Raw genomic sequence first — 17,189 nt, 5'->3', positions numbered from 1 at the left:
ATTATTCGTCTCCTTTCTCGCTGCGGTCATGCAGCTGTGCAAGAACTTCTTTCAATTTCGTAGGGATAGGCAGACCAAGGTGTCCGGCATTTTCCAACAGGGATACACCTTCATTGGAGATGTAAAAGAAAATGATTGCGGTACGCAGCACAGAGCCTGTCCCAATGACCTGCATATCAAGGATGTTTGCAATCCCCACAAGCAGAAAAATCAGCACCTTTCGGCAGATTCCCTTGAAGCCCACCTCACTGGAAAGCGTGTGGTCAGAGATAGCACACATCACTCCCGTGAGATAATCTGCCACCACAAAGGCAATCAGTGCATAGAGCAGACCGTCACAACCGCCAAGGAAGTACCCAAGCCAGCCGCCAATGCCCGCAAAGACAATTTGAATCGTGTTCCAGAATTCTTTCATGTAAAATTCCTCGCTTTCTTTGATTTTTGTGTATGAAAAAAGGACTGTCCAAAACTGGATAGTCCTCGTTTTCAAATATGAAGTTGTTACTGCTCCTGAATGATATACGTGACTTTCATGGTCTTATCCGCCGTTTTCGTCACGGGTTCAGACAGGTTATTGATGGTTGCCAGATAGTTGGACATAATGAAATATCCAATGGTTGAATAGTTTCCGTAGCTTGCAAACCACAGCATCGGCTCATTCAGCACCGGGGTATAGCAAGGGTAATTACTGCCGCCGATGATGCGGGATGCTTCCACCTTCAGGATTTCATCTGTATCAAGGTTAATCACATACAGATAATAGGTACTGCTGCTGTAACCCTCAATATAAATCCTGCCGTTGATAGCCATTGCAAATGTTCCTGTCACTGATGTGAAGTTCACAAGTTTCAGCAGCTCCACATTGGCAGAATTTCCAATCTCCATCTTGTAGACGTGGCTTGAGTTGTTATATCCACGGAAGATAATATAACCTCTGTGGACATAAGAAGTTCTCATTCCGCCAAGGCTAATGCGCTCCGGTGTCGTGTTGGTCATGGTATACTGCGTGACCTTCCAATTGGAAAAGCTGACTTTTGTTACATAAAAGGTACCATTGACATCAAGATAAGAAGCCGCACTGTTTACGATGTACAGGCAGTTGTCTGCAATATCAAAATTGTAGGAGATATAATTGGTCGGCAGTTCAGTTTTCAGTTCCTCAAGTTCAAAAGAATCAATGAGCGGCTTTGTAGAATATGGATTTTCCAACACCGACACGGATTTCATGTAGGCTCTGCGTTTGGTAATCGTAATTTTCTTATTGTTATCAATGCGGAAATAATACACGGCATCTTCATCCATATTGATAAGAAAAATTGCTTCTGTCGTACCAATGCTAATTCCGGAATACTTATCCCCAGTACTTGCTCCCGTGTAATTCGTATAAACATACTGCAGATGCCCGTCACAGACCTGCATGCCAAGCCCGTAGTTGCTTCCAAACGGCGCATCCTTTCCGCCGTAGGAAGTGTAGCCGCCATTTTTATGCGTCAGACAGACACTGGAAATCGTGCCGTTTGCCTGCGAGGTTGTAAAGTCATACACATATTTCATATAACGGTCAGTCATATTCAGTTCGCTTTCCGTCTGATTAAATCCACCACGGAGTGTTCCTGTGGTATTGTTCTGAACACCATAGGAAGCACAGCCAATCAGATTGACTGTAGAAGGCGGATACAGATTGTTGGTATTCTCCTCGATCTCAGAATCAAATAGCAATAGACCGCCAAGGACATTTTGATAATAAGGGTTCATGCCGTTTAGCATTTTGCCAGGTGACTTATCCAGTCCCATCGGCTTGAAGATATTGGCCAGTGCATTGGTCACCATATTCTGTTCAAGCACCGTTTCTGTTTCGCCCGTATGGACGTCCGTCAGTTCTATTTTCATTTTACCTTTCAACATTTGGTTCTCCTCCTTTAATTGATGTAGGTAATCTTGAAGCGTGAGATGGCTGCATTGTCATGGAGCGTAAACCGAAGCATCAAACGTTTTTCCTCGCTTAAGCTGTTATAAAGTTCCTCCACATCGGTATTCAGCAAATCTCCAAGGGTCATATCTTCCGAGTAGGTCTGCCCATTATCGACAGAAATTGACACAGTGACATTCCCGGAATACTCTGCCGTCATTATCTTGATGCCGAGAATGGAAATATGGCTCATATCTGCCACGGCATTTAACACCTGCGGATACGGATAGGCTTTCACATTTGCTTTCAGCAGTTCCTCCGCACCTCCGGCTTTCCACAGATACATCTGCATATTGTCGATGGGTGTCAGAATTTCTGCGGGAGGGATTTTCTCAAAGCCGTATTTTAAAAACATTGCCGCCGACAGCGTTTCAATCGCCACCTCGGTCAACGCACCATCTGCATAGGTATAAAAAGCATCTGCCTGCCGTACCAGATAGGCAAAGGAGTAGGTGTCAGTTTCCTCATACATGGCATATACGATATTCCATGTTCGCCCGCCATCGTTCTGATGATAAAAGCTGACCTGCGTTCGGCCGCTGCCGTCTGCCAGTGTCAGTGCTGTAGTAGTTCCGCCGCATATCATATCCGATGTTCCCAGATACCCGGTGCTGGTCGGAGTCTGAATGACATTCAGGAACATATCGTTGTTGGAGAGCAGGAACAGTTCAAATATCAGCCTTGTGGCATCCACTCGGTTGTTGTACGCCGTGTAGCCTTCAAAGCGAATTTTAAGAAATTGCAGTCCGTTGGTGGTTTCTCCAAGCTGTCTGTAGATGGCAGTGGAGCAGCCATCCCTACGAAGGATTCTAAGCTGCTCCGAACTGATGCCAAACCCGACCCAGTGATTGCTTGAAATATACAGCGGATTGGATGTGATGCCATTAAACATAAATCCATCTATCCCTGCAGTATTATAGGTGCTGTCATCGTTGTAGCTGTTGCTAATGTATTCCATATTTTCTGCTGTATTTAAAAAGGGAAGAAGCACTGTTTTTTCTGTTCCCACTTCTGCCGTAATATGCAGTAACGTATTTTCACTTATTAACACAAAAAACAAAGCATCACAGGCTATAGGGTTAATCGGTTCGAATGGCAGACTGCCCTCAAAGATAAGCTCTGTCATTTCTTCATTTGTATAAATCAACACCTCTGCGCTTCCCTCGATCAGATACACTTTTAGTGGGCATGTAAAATAAGCGGCATATGGACTTTCTGCAAAAGAAATTTCCATATTACCGCCCCGTTTCCAGATATATTTTGTTTCATCTATCAGCACGTTGTCACCTCCAATTTCTCCACTCGTTCAAACGGCTCTGTATTAACCGTCAGATGCTGCAGCTGACCTGCATTGATTTCTTCCCCAGAGGACACGAATACATAACCGCTGATCATGCAGAATGCGGCGGGACGTCCTTGTCCATTGTAAAGGTCTTGATAACCTCCACAGCCGTCACTCGCTCATTCAAACGATGATATGTGAACCCACTTTCCATAATCGGAATGCGTGTAATCTGCTGTGTAATCGGACGAAGAATAATTCTTGGAAATACAGCCGTCACGGTATCCATAAAGGCATCATAACCGAAAGCCGTCTGTGCAATCGGAATACGGTCAATGGTCTCGGAAATGCTGATACGTCCGTTCCAGTCACCGATACCTGCCACAAGTCCCTGTCCGCTGATGGTTGCACGGATTTGTGATTCCCCGATGGTCAGCGTACCGCCAGTCATTTTGAAATAAACCGACAGCGTGTTTTCACTGTTGGCGATAACCTGCGTGATTGGGAGAAACAGCGTAAGGATGTGCTTCCCGTTGATGCAGGTCTTTTTCGGATAAAAGGTTTTGATCTCTTCATTGTTCATCTTGTAGGTAACCGTAAGTTCTGACTGCCCAACCTCTGAAAAAGTAAAATCAATTTCTTTGCTGTCTGTATTTCCTTCTTCATCGGTAGTCGGTACTGTGCCATGAATAGTGCGTATCACTTCATCATTTACAACTTCAAAGAGAATTTCTGCCAAAAAGGTGGCGGTGGTTTCTTCCTTGGAGGTAAAGGTAATCGCCATAATCTCTGTATTGGAACTGCCAATGGTAAAGGGAGAAGCATTGACAAAGTTATACACCACGATTTTTCCAGCTTCAATCTGATTCAGCAGGCCAGTGATGTTCTTGTCATTCTTGCTCTTTGCCGCAGCCAGCTTGGGATTTTTACCCACGCACTTCAAGCTGTGCTTTCCATTAATTTTATAGGTAATGCTTGTAATGCAGGAGAGCTGTTTCTCATCGGCATGACCGCCGGAGAAGCGCAGCACATCCATTGGGTCAAATGCCGGATTGCCGATGGTGGTACTGTCAAACGGTACATAATCCACCACAGCGATGGCATTCAGAATATTGGTTATCAGCCTTGCTCTTGTAGTTTTCAGACCAAACTGCAAAAGCGGATTGACACCAAGATTCAGTGTCAGAGCATCATCCGGGTCAAGTGCGTAATACTCTGATTCTTCTGTTATGAGGTTTGTGGAGGATACCGCAGTGTACCGTGTGACAAAATCAGAATAACTGCTGTCATAACGATGTCTGCTGGTCACCTCCGCCACGGGCAAAATACCGTAAGGGATGAGTTCCAGCTTTCCTTCCCGGTTTACCAGACACACACAGCCAAGTACCTGTGCCACATAGAAAATGAGGTCACGGTAGCTTTCCATATCGTTGTCCGAGTAGATACCCAGTGTTTCCTTGCCGTTTGGCATGGCTTCGATTTCTGCCTTGGTCTGTGCAAGTTCCACCTCACACTCGGTACTCGCCATCAAAAGAAAGCTATAAGCAGTACCGCCGGATGCTGTCAGTTTCAGTGCTTTCTCAAATCGGAGCATATAATCATAGGCTTTAAGTTCCAGCGTTTTGATATGCCTGTTGGCTTCGCTGATTTCAAAAACACCCATAGGAATGGATTCTTCTGTTCCGTCCGGGAGCATGAGGTGGAAGTATATCCTGACCTCTGCCTCATCCAAGGTGTAGCGGTCAATGTCTGAAAACAGTGTGATGCCCATCTCTGCCGCATAGACCGTACCCAGTTCAATCTCACTGCTTCCGCAGCACTGCCTTGTGATATATCCGCTGCCCTTGACGATATCCTCATTACCAAAGGCATATTCTTTTTTGTTCTTCGTGACAATGGTGCCTGTCCAGTAATATTTTCTTGTATTGCTTTCGATTGCATCCATAAATGCCTGTGATACAGGATACAAAGACACCACCTCCTTAAAATTCGTTCAACGTGAAGGACACCGACCACAAACTTTTGTACGAAGTATCCTTATAGAGCTTCGCCTTATAACCTGTGATATACATTTCTGTTTCCTTCAGTGCTAAATCCTCTGTGTCAAAATACTGCACGGCTATTTTCGGCTGTTTGGAATAAGCCGTCAGCCGTTTCAGCCATGCGGCACTGACAGAAAAGGACACACTAATCGTGACCACTCCTGCCCGCACCACATCACGCTGCGTTGTTCCGGCTTCTGTTTCTCCGCCGGAGTCTGCTTCCACATCCGTTAAGTCCAGATCATACGAATCCGGCAGAGGGAGAGCCGTATTATCAAAATTCAAATACTGTATAAATGCCATCGCTTATCTCCCTCCGCTTCTTAAATTCGTTCTTTGCTGTGCATTCACTACCACTTCGTCCAGCATGGTGCCACCAAGGTAAACCGGGATAACAATGTCACCGCCCTGACCTCCCACACCTGCCAGTGCTTCGGTAATTGCTGTAGTAATGCCAGCAAGAGCATCTCCTGCAGATGCACCGCCAAGGATTCCGCTGGTATCAGCCGTGCTGATTTTCGGATTTACCACCATATCAGCAGCCACACCGTCCATCGCATTTGCAACCATACCCTTGCTCTTTTCGATGCCCTTGGCAAGTCCGCTCATGAAATCCGGCATCCAAGTTTCGTAATCCGTCAAAGGACCCTCGTCCGGCACGGAGAAGTGCAGGAAGGACTTGATTTTATTTGCCACACCGCTGACGGCATCACCTACCGCACTGATACAGCTTTTGATTCCGTTTACGATGCCCATGACTAAATCCTTGCCCCAGTTAAAGGCAGAGGATGCAAGATTTTTGATATAGCCGACTGCCTTGTCAAATCCACCCTTGATGGTATTGTAGATACCGCTGATGGTATTTTTGATGCCGTTCCACATAGCAGAAAAGGCATTGCTCACTGCTGACTTGATACCATTTACCACAGAGGATACTGTGGACTTGATGTTGTTCCAGACCGTGGTAATTGTATTTTTAATGCCGTTTACCACAGTGGTAATGACCGTTTTTATTGCATTCCAGATGGTTGTGAATACTGTTTTTATCGCATTCAATACCGTGGTAATGACCGTCTTTATGGTATTCCAAGCCGTAGTCAGGAAAGTCTGGATTGCCGTAATGATGGTTGCGATAAAGGTGCTAATAGCATTCCATACTGTAGTTACCACTGTCTGAATGGCTGTCAGAACCGTAGTAATTGCCGTCTTGATGGCATTCCAAGCTGTGGTAAGGAACGTCTGAATTGCCGTGACCACGGTTGTCACAATCGTGCTGATGGTATTCCACACCGTAGTGAAAAAGGTCTGGATTGCTGTAAACACAGTAGTAACCACCGTTTTTATCGTATTCCAAGTAGTGGATAGGAAGGTGGAAATTGCTGTGACTGCCGTAGTAAATACAGTCTTGATGCCCTCCCACAAGCCAGTGAAAAAGGATGCCAGCGCATTCCATACCGTTTCTGCAACGGATTTGATGCCCTCCCATACAGCAACAAAGAACTCCTTGATGGCATTCCATACGGCAATGGCTACTTCCTTGATGTTCTCCCACAGGTCAATCCAGAACTGGCGGAAGTCCTCGTTGGTATTCCAAAGATAAATAAATGCCGCCACAAGGGCTGCAATCGCCGCAATGATCAGCATAATAGGATTAGCAAGCATGACTGCATTCAGTGCAGCAAATGCTCCTTTGACTACATGGATGACTCCTGCCAGTTTTGGAACGATAGTCATAATCGTGCCAACAGCGGATACGACCTTGCCGATGATAACAAGTACTGGCCCCACAGCTGCAACAATCATCGCAATCTTTACAATCATCTGCTGCATACCCGGAGACAGCTTTGTAAACCAGTCAGCAAACTCCTTCAGCTTTTTTGCCAATGCCTGCAGGATAGGTGCAAGGGTCGTTCCAATGGCATCTCCCACTGCCGCTCCTGCAATCTTTAGTGCATTCATACCTGTAACCATTGCATCCGTTCCATCGAGTGTTGCCGCATAAGTATCGTCCACACTGCCGAGGTTGTCGGTCAGAGAAGTTCCAAGTGCCTCGAAAGATAGAGAACCGCTTTTGCAGGCTTCATAGATTTTACCACCTGCTCTGGAACCAAACATTTCATACGCTGCGGATAGCCCCTCTGTATCTGATTTTGCATTGACCATACTGTTTTGGATATCAGCCAGTGCCTGATCAAGTGGTTGCCCATTATCCGTTGCTTCTTTTAATGCCTTTGTAAGACCCGTCATAACGGCACTGGTATCAGTCCCGGACACTTCGCACTGCCCAAGGAAGGCAGCGGCATCCGATGCCGACAGTCCCATCTGCTTAAATGCCGATGCGTTGGACACCATAGATGCAGAAAGCGTATCCATTGAAATGCCTGTTTTCTGTCCTACTGCATTCATGGTATCAAGCATTGCTCCGGCATCATCCGCGCCAAGACCAAAAGCGGTCAGTGCTTTCTGCACGTTATCAACGGAAGTGGAAACATCCGTATTATTCAAGGATGCAAACTTCACAAATTTGGTTGAGAGGGTTTCCAGTGCAGTTCCCGTCACACCAAATCTTGTATTGACCTCACCGATGGCCGCACCTGCTGTTTCAAAGTCCGTAGGAATTTCTGTAGCCATGTTCTTACAGATGGATTCCATCTCTTCCAGACTTTTCCCTGCAGCCCCGGTTTTCTGCTCGATAATATCCAGCCCGGAATCCACCTCATTAAAGGCGGCCACAGATGCAGCACCAATTGCAATAATGGGTGCTGTCACATTCTTTGAAAGTGAAGTACCCACCGATGAAATATTTGAGCCTACCGTTTTCAGCTGTTCTCCTTTGGCAGCAACAGACTGTAATGCCACGGAAGATTCATTGGCCGCTCTCTCCAAATCTTCGAGGTTACGCTCCGTTTCTATAATTTCACGCTGAAGAGCATCATACTGTTCCTGTGAAATGTCCCCATTGGCAAGAGCCGTGTTCGCCTGCTCCGCCGCGACCTTTAAGGTTTGCAGCTTTCCTTTGGTTTCTTCTACTGCCTGCCCAAGGAGCCTGTGCTTTTGCGCAAGCAGCTCCGTATTGCCGGGGTCCAGTTTCAGGAGTTTCTCCACATCCTTCAGCTGCGCCTGCGTATTCTTGATTTCTCCATTGACACCCTTTAAAGCCGTCTGTAGTTTTGTAGTATCGCCGCCGATTTCCACTGTGATACCCTTGATTCTGTTTGCCACGAAAATGCACCTCCTTCCATAAAATAGGCATAAAAATAGCCCAGATTTCTCCGAGCATAAGAAAAGCACCTACCATTTCTGATAGATGCTTGTACAATTTATTTACATTTCATTTTTATATGTTTCCCATACATTGTACTCCATATTACTTCCATCTGGACGTTGCTCTAAACACTGTCCCAATGCTTGATAGATATCAATATAGTGATTTTCCCTTGACGCTAATGTTTGCATATCTTTGTTGTAGTTTTCATAATCGTATCGAACTGTCTCTAATACCTTTACAATTATTTTGGCATTTTTATTTTGCATCGCTAAATTAATCTCTGTGTTTTCACCAATGCCCTTTTTAAGTTTTACTATGTGTGCATCATCACCACTAAACATTCGTAGATATATGTTATTTGAACGTCCAACATAAACGCAGCGCTCCTGTTTATCTATGCTAATGAATATTCCATATATCCCAATTATTGGTTTGCTTGCATCGAAAATTTCCTGTTGAATGATTATTTTGTTTTTCATAGCATTCAACACCCATTTTATTGTTGTATTTGAATTTGAACTCATATAATATGCCGCCTTTTTTGAAATTAAACTTAGCATAATTATATTGCATTGTGTGCAACAATTCAACAACATGTTTGGGGATTAAAACTTATCAAAGTCCTCCTGTATTGCGACCTCTCTGTACTTATAATCATCATTCCTGCTCTCTGCGTACATATCGTTGACCATGCCAATCGTAAGCAAATCCAAATCACGGATGGAAAGACCAAGCTGTACGCATCGGAGCAGAAATAACGGGGTTGTCATTTCCCGCTCAGTTGAGCGAAGTTTTTTTTAGACTGGACATCCGTCTGTGTATTCAGTCCCCAAAGCTGAATCAGCTGGGGCAGAATCTGATAGATGGAAAACGTATTGAAGCCGTCCAGCCAGTCCTCCGGGGAATCCGGGATAGTCGGGTCAGCGTGTTTTGCCATGATATAGGCGATGTTCTCAAACATCTCAAGGGAGAACATATCCAAATTGGAATTCTCCTCGCTGCCGTCACCGACCGACTTTTCCAAGGAACGCAGGTCTTTATAAATATCACGATGGAACTTCATGCGATAGATACGGGGAATGGCGGCAGATGCCTTGAAAGGCACCTGCTTGCCATCAATCTCAATATTCTGTTTCATGCTCATAGCTTAACCCTCCTTCACAGCTGTGGTCTTGGCTGCTGTACTTGCTTTTGCAGTAACGGATGCAGACTGCACCGCAGGTTCTGCAGGCTGTGTTTCCTCCGCAGTCGGAAGATAAACGGCACTGTACCAGTTCTGATATACCGTATCCGCAGTATCATCCCCGGTCTTTGCTTTCACATAACCGTTGGCAAGCGGAGTAGCTGTCAGGGCAAGCGTTTCCGTCTGCACTTCAATCTCATCTTCATTGGTCTGTGATTCGATACTCGGACGGCTTGCCGCACAGTTATACAGGACATGACGGATTTTCTTCACATCACCGTCAAACTCGAAAAGCAGTGCAAAGTTTGCCGTTTCCACATTTGCGTTCTCTACCAGCACCTTATTGCTGTCCAATTCTTCCTTCAGCACCTCGGTACGGAATTTCTCCGGCACCATCGCCAGTTCCAGATCGCCTTCATAACCCATGTTGTTGGAAATGGTGTAATAGGAATATCCATCTGCATAGAAGTTGGACGGCTCACCATTTGCATCCAGTGCCAAGGATACTGCACCGGGCATAGGGGCAGGTGTACCAAAGGACATCGTTCCGTCCTCGGCAAGTGTCTGCAGGGCATAATGCACGTTGCAGATATTGAATTTTACTTTATTCTTTTTAAGGCTCATTTCAAACCCTCCATTTCAAATTGATATAGGACTTCATACAGCTTTTCGCTGTCGATCCACGTTTCGGACTTTGCATAGAAGATGCCGTATTTATCCAGCACATCCTCCAGTTTCTGTTCCGCCAACAAGTCCTTGGTGTCGGTGTACAGTTCAATATGCACATCGTTTATCTTATAATAAACTCTGCCGTCCGCAGCGAAGTTGTCACTGCCGGGGAGCAGATAGCAGATAAACGGCGGGTCAGGCGATTCTCCCTCTGCAAAATGGTCATAGGCAAAGGGGATGCCCACCTCGTTCATGATTTGTATCAGTTTATCCATTCTGCAGGCTCCTTTCGATTTCTTCCTCCAGCTGACGGACAGCCTTTTCCTCTGCCGGGGCAATGTGTACTTTTCCTGCTACACGGCCGCCGCCACGCTTGGCATGACCATGCTCCAGAAGATGTGCCAGCTGATAGCGGTTCTTGGAATGAACAATCAGCTGAATGGAATCCCAGGTTTCCTTTTCCGTTTTTACTGCCCAGCTTTTCGCATAAGCACCAGTGTCAGAAGGAGCATTCTGCTGTATCTCTTTTTTCACGGATGTCCCGGCTTTCTTAACTGCCTTTTTCATATCATCTGTGGCAAGGTCCGCATATTCTTTCAGACCTTCCATGACGGCAGCTGCCAGCTGATCTGGACTGATACTGTTGTTTGCCATGTTACCGCCTCACTTTCTGGCATTTGAATTTCACGGACTTGTTCCTGTAATTCATGTGGTCAACCGACAGAATGTTGTAAATCTCTCCGCCAAAGAGGACTCGGTATTCCGTGTTATTGATTTCCGACACGGCTCGACTATATCTGACAGAAAAACTTAAATCGGAATCGTCCACGGTAATGCCCGCCGCTGTGGTTTCCTTACCGTTCTCTCCGCTGACTGTGGCATAGCAGGAATAGGATTCTGTCCATTCATTTTTGTGATTGCCGATGGCATCCACACCTACAGTGGACTTTTGGAATACCACCCTTACATTCAAAAGTGCAATGTCCATCAGAATCCCTCCCGTCTGCTGCCAAAGAGCAAGGCTCGAAGGGTAATCATCAGCGCATGATAGTCTGCATCCTCACGATGTTCATATAAATATGCCACCGTATACAGAACCCCTGTCTTTGCATTCGGCTCAGATTGGAGCGCATTGGCATCATCTGTTCGCATGATATCCATGCAGATTTTCTCTGCACTGGAAAGCAGGTACTCAATCAGCGAATCATCATCCGGGAAATCTACACGGAGATACTGCTTCATCTCCTCAAGGGTTACAATCATATCTGTCACCACCTCGTTCTCATAAAATAAGCAGTGCCGCCCAAAAGGACGGCACCACAGGTTTCTTATTTGCTTGCAGTTTTCGCAGTTGCTGCCGTACCTCTGATTTTCAAAATCTGCACAGCTTCCGGCAGAATCAGCTTGCCGTCCACACGCTCTTTCGCTACATAGGCAATCATGCCGTTGCCAGCGAACAGTTCTACGAGTTGCTTGAAGGAACGGGTACCACGGTCACCGATGTTGTAGTAGCTGTAGTCACCGAAAGCAATGGCATCCACAGGTGCAAACTGAGAAGTATGCACAGGATAGCCAAGCAGCTTATCCGGCTCACCCTGCTGAAAGGAAGGCTGCCACATATAGGCTCCGTTGTTGTCCTTAAAGGTACGGATTTGAGCGATGGTCTGGTCATTCACGATGAAGGACGCATCCTTGCGGTAACCTCTCTTCAAAGCGTAAATCAGATTGACGATATCGTCTGCAGTCAGGGTTGCAACGGTCTTTGCAACCGTACCACCGCCGGTTTCAGCGAACAGACCCAAAGGCTGCCCTACACCGGAACCATTGAGGAATGCATCCTCTTCTGCGTTTGCCAGTGCCTTGCCGAACTCATCAATGATGTAGTTCTCAAGACCGAATGCATTGTCATACAGAAGCTCCTCTGTCACCTTGATGGCAACGTGTAGCTTGTGTGCATCCAACAGGATCTGGTCGAAGGTCGCATCGCCAAAGGTAAGCGCACCGCCCTCCTCAATCCATGCCGCTGCAGGCTTGGTGGCAGCGATGTTAATTTTATGCTCACCGCTGGTTGTGATAACATGACCAAGGGAACGCATAATATTTGCACCCTCCATCTTCTGAATCAAGCGATGGTCGTATTCCTCCGGCACAAGGTAGCCGCCGTCAGCATCCACACCTTCTTGCAGAACATTGGACACCTGCTTAAAATTGGTGCGGAGCGCCTTCAGCATACCCTCACGGTATTCATCAGATGCACGGCCTGTCTTAGGCTTTTCATTATTGTCAGCCGTCATAGGCTTTGCGACAATCGGAATGTTCACAGGCTTGTTCAGTTCATTCTCCATTGCTTCCATCTGCTCCATGCGTTCAATCTCCGCACTGTAATCCTTGATTTTCTTTTCCATATCGGCATAGGCTTTTGCATCCTCCGCAGAAAGCAGACCGTCCTTGTCACGCTTCCTTTCCACGAATGCCTTGGCACCCTGCCATGCCTTGTTACGTGCTTCTCTCAGTTCCAAAATAGTCATAATCTCTTACCTCCAATTTTTCATTAAGTCCAGTCGCTCCATAAGGGAGTCGGCTGTGATTTGTTTGGTTTCTGATTTCGTTTTCTGTGCGATTCTGCACTTGGCTGCCAGCTTATCCATAAGGGAATTTGTGACAGCCGCACGGGAAAACACCATGCTGACCTGCGGAGCTTCTACGGTATCCGTACTGCTCCTTTGTGTGATTTCATCTGCGAATCCCATCTCTACAGCACTGTTGGCATCCATCCAAGTTTCCGCATCCATAAGGTGCGACAGCTTGGCACGGGACAATCCCGTTTTGATTTCGTAGGCATTGATGATGGATTCCTTTACCTCGGAGAGCATGGCGATGGCTTTCTCCATCTCCGCTGTATCTCCAAAAGCAATGGTGGCAGGGTTGTGAATCATCATCATGGACACAGGGGAGACCTGCACCTTTGTTCCTGCCATTGCAATGACACTCGCCGCTGATGCCGCAATGCCATCAATCTTGACCGTCACACTGCCTTTGTAGTTCATCAGCATATTGTAGATTTGGGCGGCCGCCACGCAGTCACCGCCGGGACTGTTAATCCAGACAGTAATGTCACCGCCGCCGGATTCCAGCTCTTCCTTGAAAAGCTGTGGTGTTACATCATCGTCAAACCAGCTTTCCTCTGCGATTGTGCCGTTTAGAAACAGCGTCCTCTCCTGTGTTTCCTGATTGGCCACCGTCCTGTTCATCCAGTTCCAAAACTTCTTCATCTGATTTTTCCTCCTTTCCTCGTCCTCGCAAGTTTCATATCGTTCATTTCCGTGCAAGCACAAAAACTCACTCATTTCACTGCTCGTCCTCTCCCCAACAAGTCATTCGACTTGCCGGGGTCCCCATTTGCAAATATTCCCGCATCTGACAGCTTGGTCATGTTACCGTTGATGAGGTATAAATCACCGCCGTCTTCAGCAGGGATGCGGTCAAGGTTCTCAAGTTCACGGATGTCGTTTGCACTCATCCAGCCGTTCTGCCTTGCAGTGGCATAGCCGCTCATACGGCTTGCATAATCCCCACGGAGCAGTCCGTCCACATTGAATTTGATGAAAAATGCAGCCTTGTCATTCTGTGAAATCAGTACCCTCGCCATAGCCTGCTCCCATCGGATAAGCCACGGTTCCAAGGTATATTTCACGAACTCCAAAGACTGCTGCTCAATATTAGAAAAGCTCGATTTCTCCAGATCACCGACCATGTGGGGCGGCACTCGGAAAATTCGAGCAATCTCATTGATTTGAAATTTTCTTGTTTCCAAAAACTGTGCTTCATTTGGGGAAATGGAAATCGGTGTGTACTTCATTCCTTCCTCAAGGATTGCTACCTTGTTGGAATTACTGCTCCCTCCGAATCCTTTATTCCAAGACTCCCTGACTTTCTCCGGGTCTTTGACCGTTCCCGGATATTCCAGAAGTCCGCCGGGTGTCGCACCGTTTGCAAAGAACTTGGCACCGTACTCCTCGCAGGCAATCGCCATGCCGATAGCGTTTTTCGCCATCGCAATGGGAGAGTAGCCAACAAGGCCATCAAAGCCGAGACCCGGTATGTGAAGCACATCGGTAGGCTTCAGTGTAACAGTACCGTTTTTCATGGTGGGCGCATCGGAATCCTGCATCTGGTACTGGTAGTACAAATGGCCCTTTTCATCCCGGTCAACCGTCATTCGGTTCGGCATCAGCGGATACAGTGCCACCACCTCGCCCTTACCGTTTCGGATAATCTGGGCATAGCCGTTTCCCCAAAGCAAAAGATGAGTCATGAGCGTTTCACGGAATACAAAGGATGTCATTTCCGGGTTCGGCTCATCATGCAGGAGAAAATACAGCGGATTGTCCACTGCCTTCTCCTTACTGCCATCTGCACTGTATTTGTATAAATGAAGGGGCAGACCTGCCACAGCTTCCGATAGTATTCTCACGCAGGAGTACACCGCCGTCATCTGCATGGCAGACCGTTCATTAACTGGCTTGCCGGAGGTGCTTCCGCCAAGGAAAAATCGGTAGGCACTGCCTGCCGTACTGTTTGTAGGTGCATCTCTCGACCTAAAAAGTCCGCTGAATAATCCCATAAAAATCACGCTCCTTTCAAAAACTGGTATAAGAAAAGCACCTACCATTGCTGATAGATGCTCTCCGCCTAATCACATTATCTTCTGTAATAACGAAGCTGTGGGAATTCCTTTCCATTCCAGAACTTATAATACTTTCTCACAGCATTTTGCATTGGTGTATGCGCTGGGTCTTCATGTGGCTTCAATGCAACCAGTGAATCATACATCAGATTGTCATCTGACACGATGATATCTAATTTCTGTCCGAGTATATCTTCAGCTTTTCTTGCTTTCGACATTCTGGAGGACACTGCTTTTTTGCTATTGATTGTTTTCTCCAGCATCAAAAAATTTTCAAATTCTGTTTCTCTGTTCATATTGGCTGACCTCCCGCTTTCTGATAAGACAAGTATATCAGAAAAACCTGCAGCCGGATTATGATTTTAGAAAATCATAGGCGGCTGCACAATCTGCATCAGATAAACAAAATCCCACGATGGTTATACACGGAATCCCCGGTATCATTTCCACAGCGGATGGCTCTGTCCAGCGCCATAATTGTTGCGATTGCACCGTCAATCTTCTCTGTGGACTTTTCCTTGTCCGCCTTGATGTTTCCTGCAGGGTCGGTGCGGATGAAGATATTGTCCATATTCCACCTAAGAACCGGGTGGCCGCTGTGGTCAACCTTCTGCTCCAGCACCAGTTTCATCAGTTCCTTGGTCGGAGGACTCATATCCTTAAATCCCTGTCCGAATGGAACGACTGTAAATCCCATGCCCTCAAGGTTCTGCACCATCTGCACAGCACCCCAGCGGTCAAAGGCTATTTCACGGATATTGAATCGTTCTCCCAGCTTTTCGATGAACTTCTCAATGTAGCCGTAATGGACCACATTACCCTCTGTGGTCTGCAAATATCCCTGCCGTTCCCACACATCATAGGGAACATGGTCACGGCGGACACGCAGGTCGAGGGTTTCCTCCGGCACCCAGAAGAATGGCAGGATGCTGAATTTGTCCTCCTCATCCAGTGGCGGGAACACCAATAAGAATGCCGTAATATCCGTAGTAGAGGAAAGGTCAAGACCGCCGTAGCAGACACGCCCCTCCAAATCTTCCTCGCTGACGGCAAAGGAGCATTTGTCCCACTTGTCCATAGGCATCCAGCGGATTGCCTGTTTGACCCATTGATTCAAACGAAGCTGACGGAAGGAATTCTTCTCGCCCGGATTCTGCTTTGCCGATTCACAGGCGGCTTTGACCTTATCCAGTCCAACCGTGATGCCAAGAGACGGATTGGCTTTCTTCCATACCTTGGGGTCTGTCCAATCATCTGCTTCATCTGCACCGTAAATCACTGGGTAGAAGGTAGGATCAATTTTCCTGCCCTCCAGAATGTCCTTTGCTTTCTGATGCGTTTCATAGCAGATGGAATTGGTATCTGTCCCGGCTGTTGTGATAAGGAAATACAGCGGCTGCATACGAGCATCGCCGGAACCCTTGGTCATAACATCAAACAGCTTTCGGTTCGGCTGAGTGTGCAGCTCATCAAATACCACCCCGTGTATATTAAAGCCGTGCTTGGAATAGGCTTCTGCCGACAGCACTTGGTAGAAGCTGTTGGTAGGGGTATAGATGATCCGCTTCTGCGAGGTCAGTATCTTCACACGCTTATTTAGTGCCGGACACATCCGAACCATATCCGCCGCCACATCAAACACGATGGTAGCCTGCTGTCTGTCGGCAGCACAGCCGTAAACCTCGGCACGTTCCTCTCCGTCCCCACAGGTCAGAAGAAGTGCGACTGCCGCCGCCAGCTCCGATTTTCCCATCTTCTTTGGGATCTCCACATAGGCTGTATTAAACTGCCGATACCCGTTTGGTTTCAGTGTTCCGAATATATCTCGGATAATCTGCTCCTGCCAGTCGATTAGTTCAAAGGGTTTTCCTGCCCATGTGCCTTTGGTGTGGCACAGGCTCTCAATGAAGTCAACAGCGAAGTCCGCCGCATCCTCATCATAATGACTGTCCTTTACTTTGAACTTGGTAGGTTTGTATTTTTTCAGTTTTCGCAAATGCCGCCACTCCCTTCATTATGGCATAAAAAATGAACTGCCATAGGCAAATCTCGAACAAGATACAGAGCCGTTTGGCTCCGTTCTTGGAAT

General features: G+C 46.8%; 18 protein-coding genes. All 18 read right to left on the bottom strand.

Features of this window, described 5'->3' with window-relative positions; genetic code table 11:
- Position 1: 1 nt before the first annotated feature.
- Positions 2 to 415 (bottom strand): phage holin family protein, encoded by a 414-nt coding sequence (locus tag RWV98_RS07175; protein WP_317864833.1) that lies wholly within the window; start codon positions 413 to 415, stop codon positions 2 to 4.
- An 86-nt stretch (positions 416 to 501) separates the two neighbouring features.
- On the bottom strand, positions 502 to 1,905 hold the full coding sequence (locus RWV98_RS07170; protein ID WP_317864831.1) for a hypothetical protein: 1,404 nt from the start codon (positions 1,903 to 1,905) through the stop codon (positions 502 to 504).
- Positions 1,906 to 1,919: 14 nt separating this feature from the next.
- Entirely contained in the window at positions 1,920 to 3,248 is a 1,329-nt protein-coding gene (locus RWV98_RS07165) for a hypothetical protein (RefSeq protein WP_317864830.1), read from the bottom strand.
- Positions 3,249 to 3,360: 112 nt separating this feature from the next.
- Positions 3,361 to 5,220 carry a hypothetical protein gene (locus tag RWV98_RS07160; protein ID WP_317864829.1) on the bottom strand — a complete coding sequence of 620 codons (1,860 nt, stop codon included), beginning with the start codon at positions 5,218 to 5,220 and terminating at the stop codon, positions 3,361 to 3,363.
- Between the two features lie 13 nt (positions 5,221 to 5,233).
- The gene (locus RWV98_RS07155) at positions 5,234 to 5,596 is read right to left on the bottom strand and encodes a hypothetical protein (protein WP_317864828.1); all 363 of its coding nucleotides are present in this window, start codon (positions 5,594 to 5,596) and stop codon (positions 5,234 to 5,236) included.
- A gap of 3 nt (positions 5,597 to 5,599) precedes the next feature.
- Positions 5,600 to 8,515, bottom strand: a complete 2,916-nt coding sequence (locus tag RWV98_RS07150; RefSeq protein ID WP_317864827.1) for a phage tail tape measure protein — start codon at positions 8,513 to 8,515, stop codon at positions 5,600 to 5,602.
- A 102-nt stretch (positions 8,516 to 8,617) separates the two neighbouring features.
- Positions 8,618 to 9,085, bottom strand: coding sequence for a hypothetical protein (locus tag RWV98_RS07145; RefSeq protein ID WP_317864826.1), 468 nt, complete (start codon positions 9,083 to 9,085; stop codon positions 8,618 to 8,620).
- A 242-nt stretch (positions 9,086 to 9,327) separates the two neighbouring features.
- Entirely contained in the window at positions 9,328 to 9,705 is a 378-nt protein-coding gene (locus tag RWV98_RS07140; RefSeq protein WP_317864825.1) for a hypothetical protein, read from the bottom strand.
- A 3-nt stretch (positions 9,706 to 9,708) separates the two neighbouring features.
- Complete coding sequence (locus RWV98_RS07135; RefSeq protein ID WP_317864824.1) at positions 9,709 to 10,368, bottom strand: major tail protein; 660 nt, start codon at positions 10,366 to 10,368, stop codon at positions 9,709 to 9,711.
- Complete coding sequence (locus RWV98_RS07130) at positions 10,365 to 10,688, bottom strand: hypothetical protein (protein ID WP_317864823.1); 324 nt, start codon at positions 10,686 to 10,688, stop codon at positions 10,365 to 10,367. The genes RWV98_RS07135 and RWV98_RS07130 overlap by 4 nt, the downstream gene beginning before the upstream one ends.
- Complete coding sequence (locus RWV98_RS07125; RefSeq protein ID WP_317864822.1) at positions 10,681 to 11,067, bottom strand: HK97 gp10 family phage protein; 387 nt, start codon at positions 11,065 to 11,067, stop codon at positions 10,681 to 10,683. The genes RWV98_RS07130 and RWV98_RS07125 overlap by 8 nt, the downstream gene beginning before the upstream one ends.
- Position 11,068: 1 nt before the next feature.
- The gene (locus RWV98_RS07120; protein WP_317864821.1) at positions 11,069 to 11,401 is read right to left on the bottom strand and encodes a phage head closure protein; all 333 of its coding nucleotides are present in this window, start codon (positions 11,399 to 11,401) and stop codon (positions 11,069 to 11,071) included.
- Entirely contained in the window at positions 11,401 to 11,676 is a 276-nt protein-coding gene (locus RWV98_RS07115; protein WP_317864819.1) for a head-tail connector protein, read from the bottom strand. Before RWV98_RS07115 ends, RWV98_RS07120 begins: the two co-directional genes overlap by 1 nt.
- 65 nt (positions 11,677 to 11,741) lie before the next feature.
- Positions 11,742 to 12,941: a phage major capsid protein gene (locus tag RWV98_RS07110; RefSeq protein ID WP_317864817.1), complete on the bottom strand. Its 1,200-nt coding sequence runs from the start codon at positions 12,939 to 12,941 to the stop codon at positions 11,742 to 11,744.
- Between the two features lie 6 nt (positions 12,942 to 12,947).
- A complete protein-coding gene (locus RWV98_RS07105) occupies positions 12,948 to 13,685 on the bottom strand; it encodes a head maturation protease, ClpP-related (RefSeq protein ID WP_317864815.1) in 738 nt (245 codons plus the stop codon).
- Between the two features lie 71 nt (positions 13,686 to 13,756).
- Entirely contained in the window at positions 13,757 to 15,037 is a 1,281-nt protein-coding gene (locus tag RWV98_RS07100; RefSeq protein ID WP_317864813.1) for a phage portal protein, read from the bottom strand.
- Positions 15,038 to 15,114: 77 nt separating this feature from the next.
- Positions 15,115 to 15,396, bottom strand: a complete 282-nt coding sequence (locus RWV98_RS07095) for a hypothetical protein (protein ID WP_317864811.1) — start codon at positions 15,394 to 15,396, stop codon at positions 15,115 to 15,117.
- Between the two features lie 98 nt (positions 15,397 to 15,494).
- The gene (locus tag RWV98_RS07090) at positions 15,495 to 17,096 is read right to left on the bottom strand and encodes a terminase large subunit (protein WP_317864810.1); all 1,602 of its coding nucleotides are present in this window, start codon (positions 17,094 to 17,096) and stop codon (positions 15,495 to 15,497) included.
- Between the last annotated feature and the right edge of the window lie 93 nt (positions 17,097 to 17,189).

The organism is Agathobaculum sp. NTUH-O15-33 (assembly GCF_033193315.1).
GTDB lineage: Bacteria > Bacillota > Clostridia > Oscillospirales > Butyricicoccaceae > Agathobaculum > Agathobaculum faecihominis_A.
Note: the sequence above shows the minus strand (reverse complement) of the source record. Positions and strands in the feature narration are given on the sequence as shown.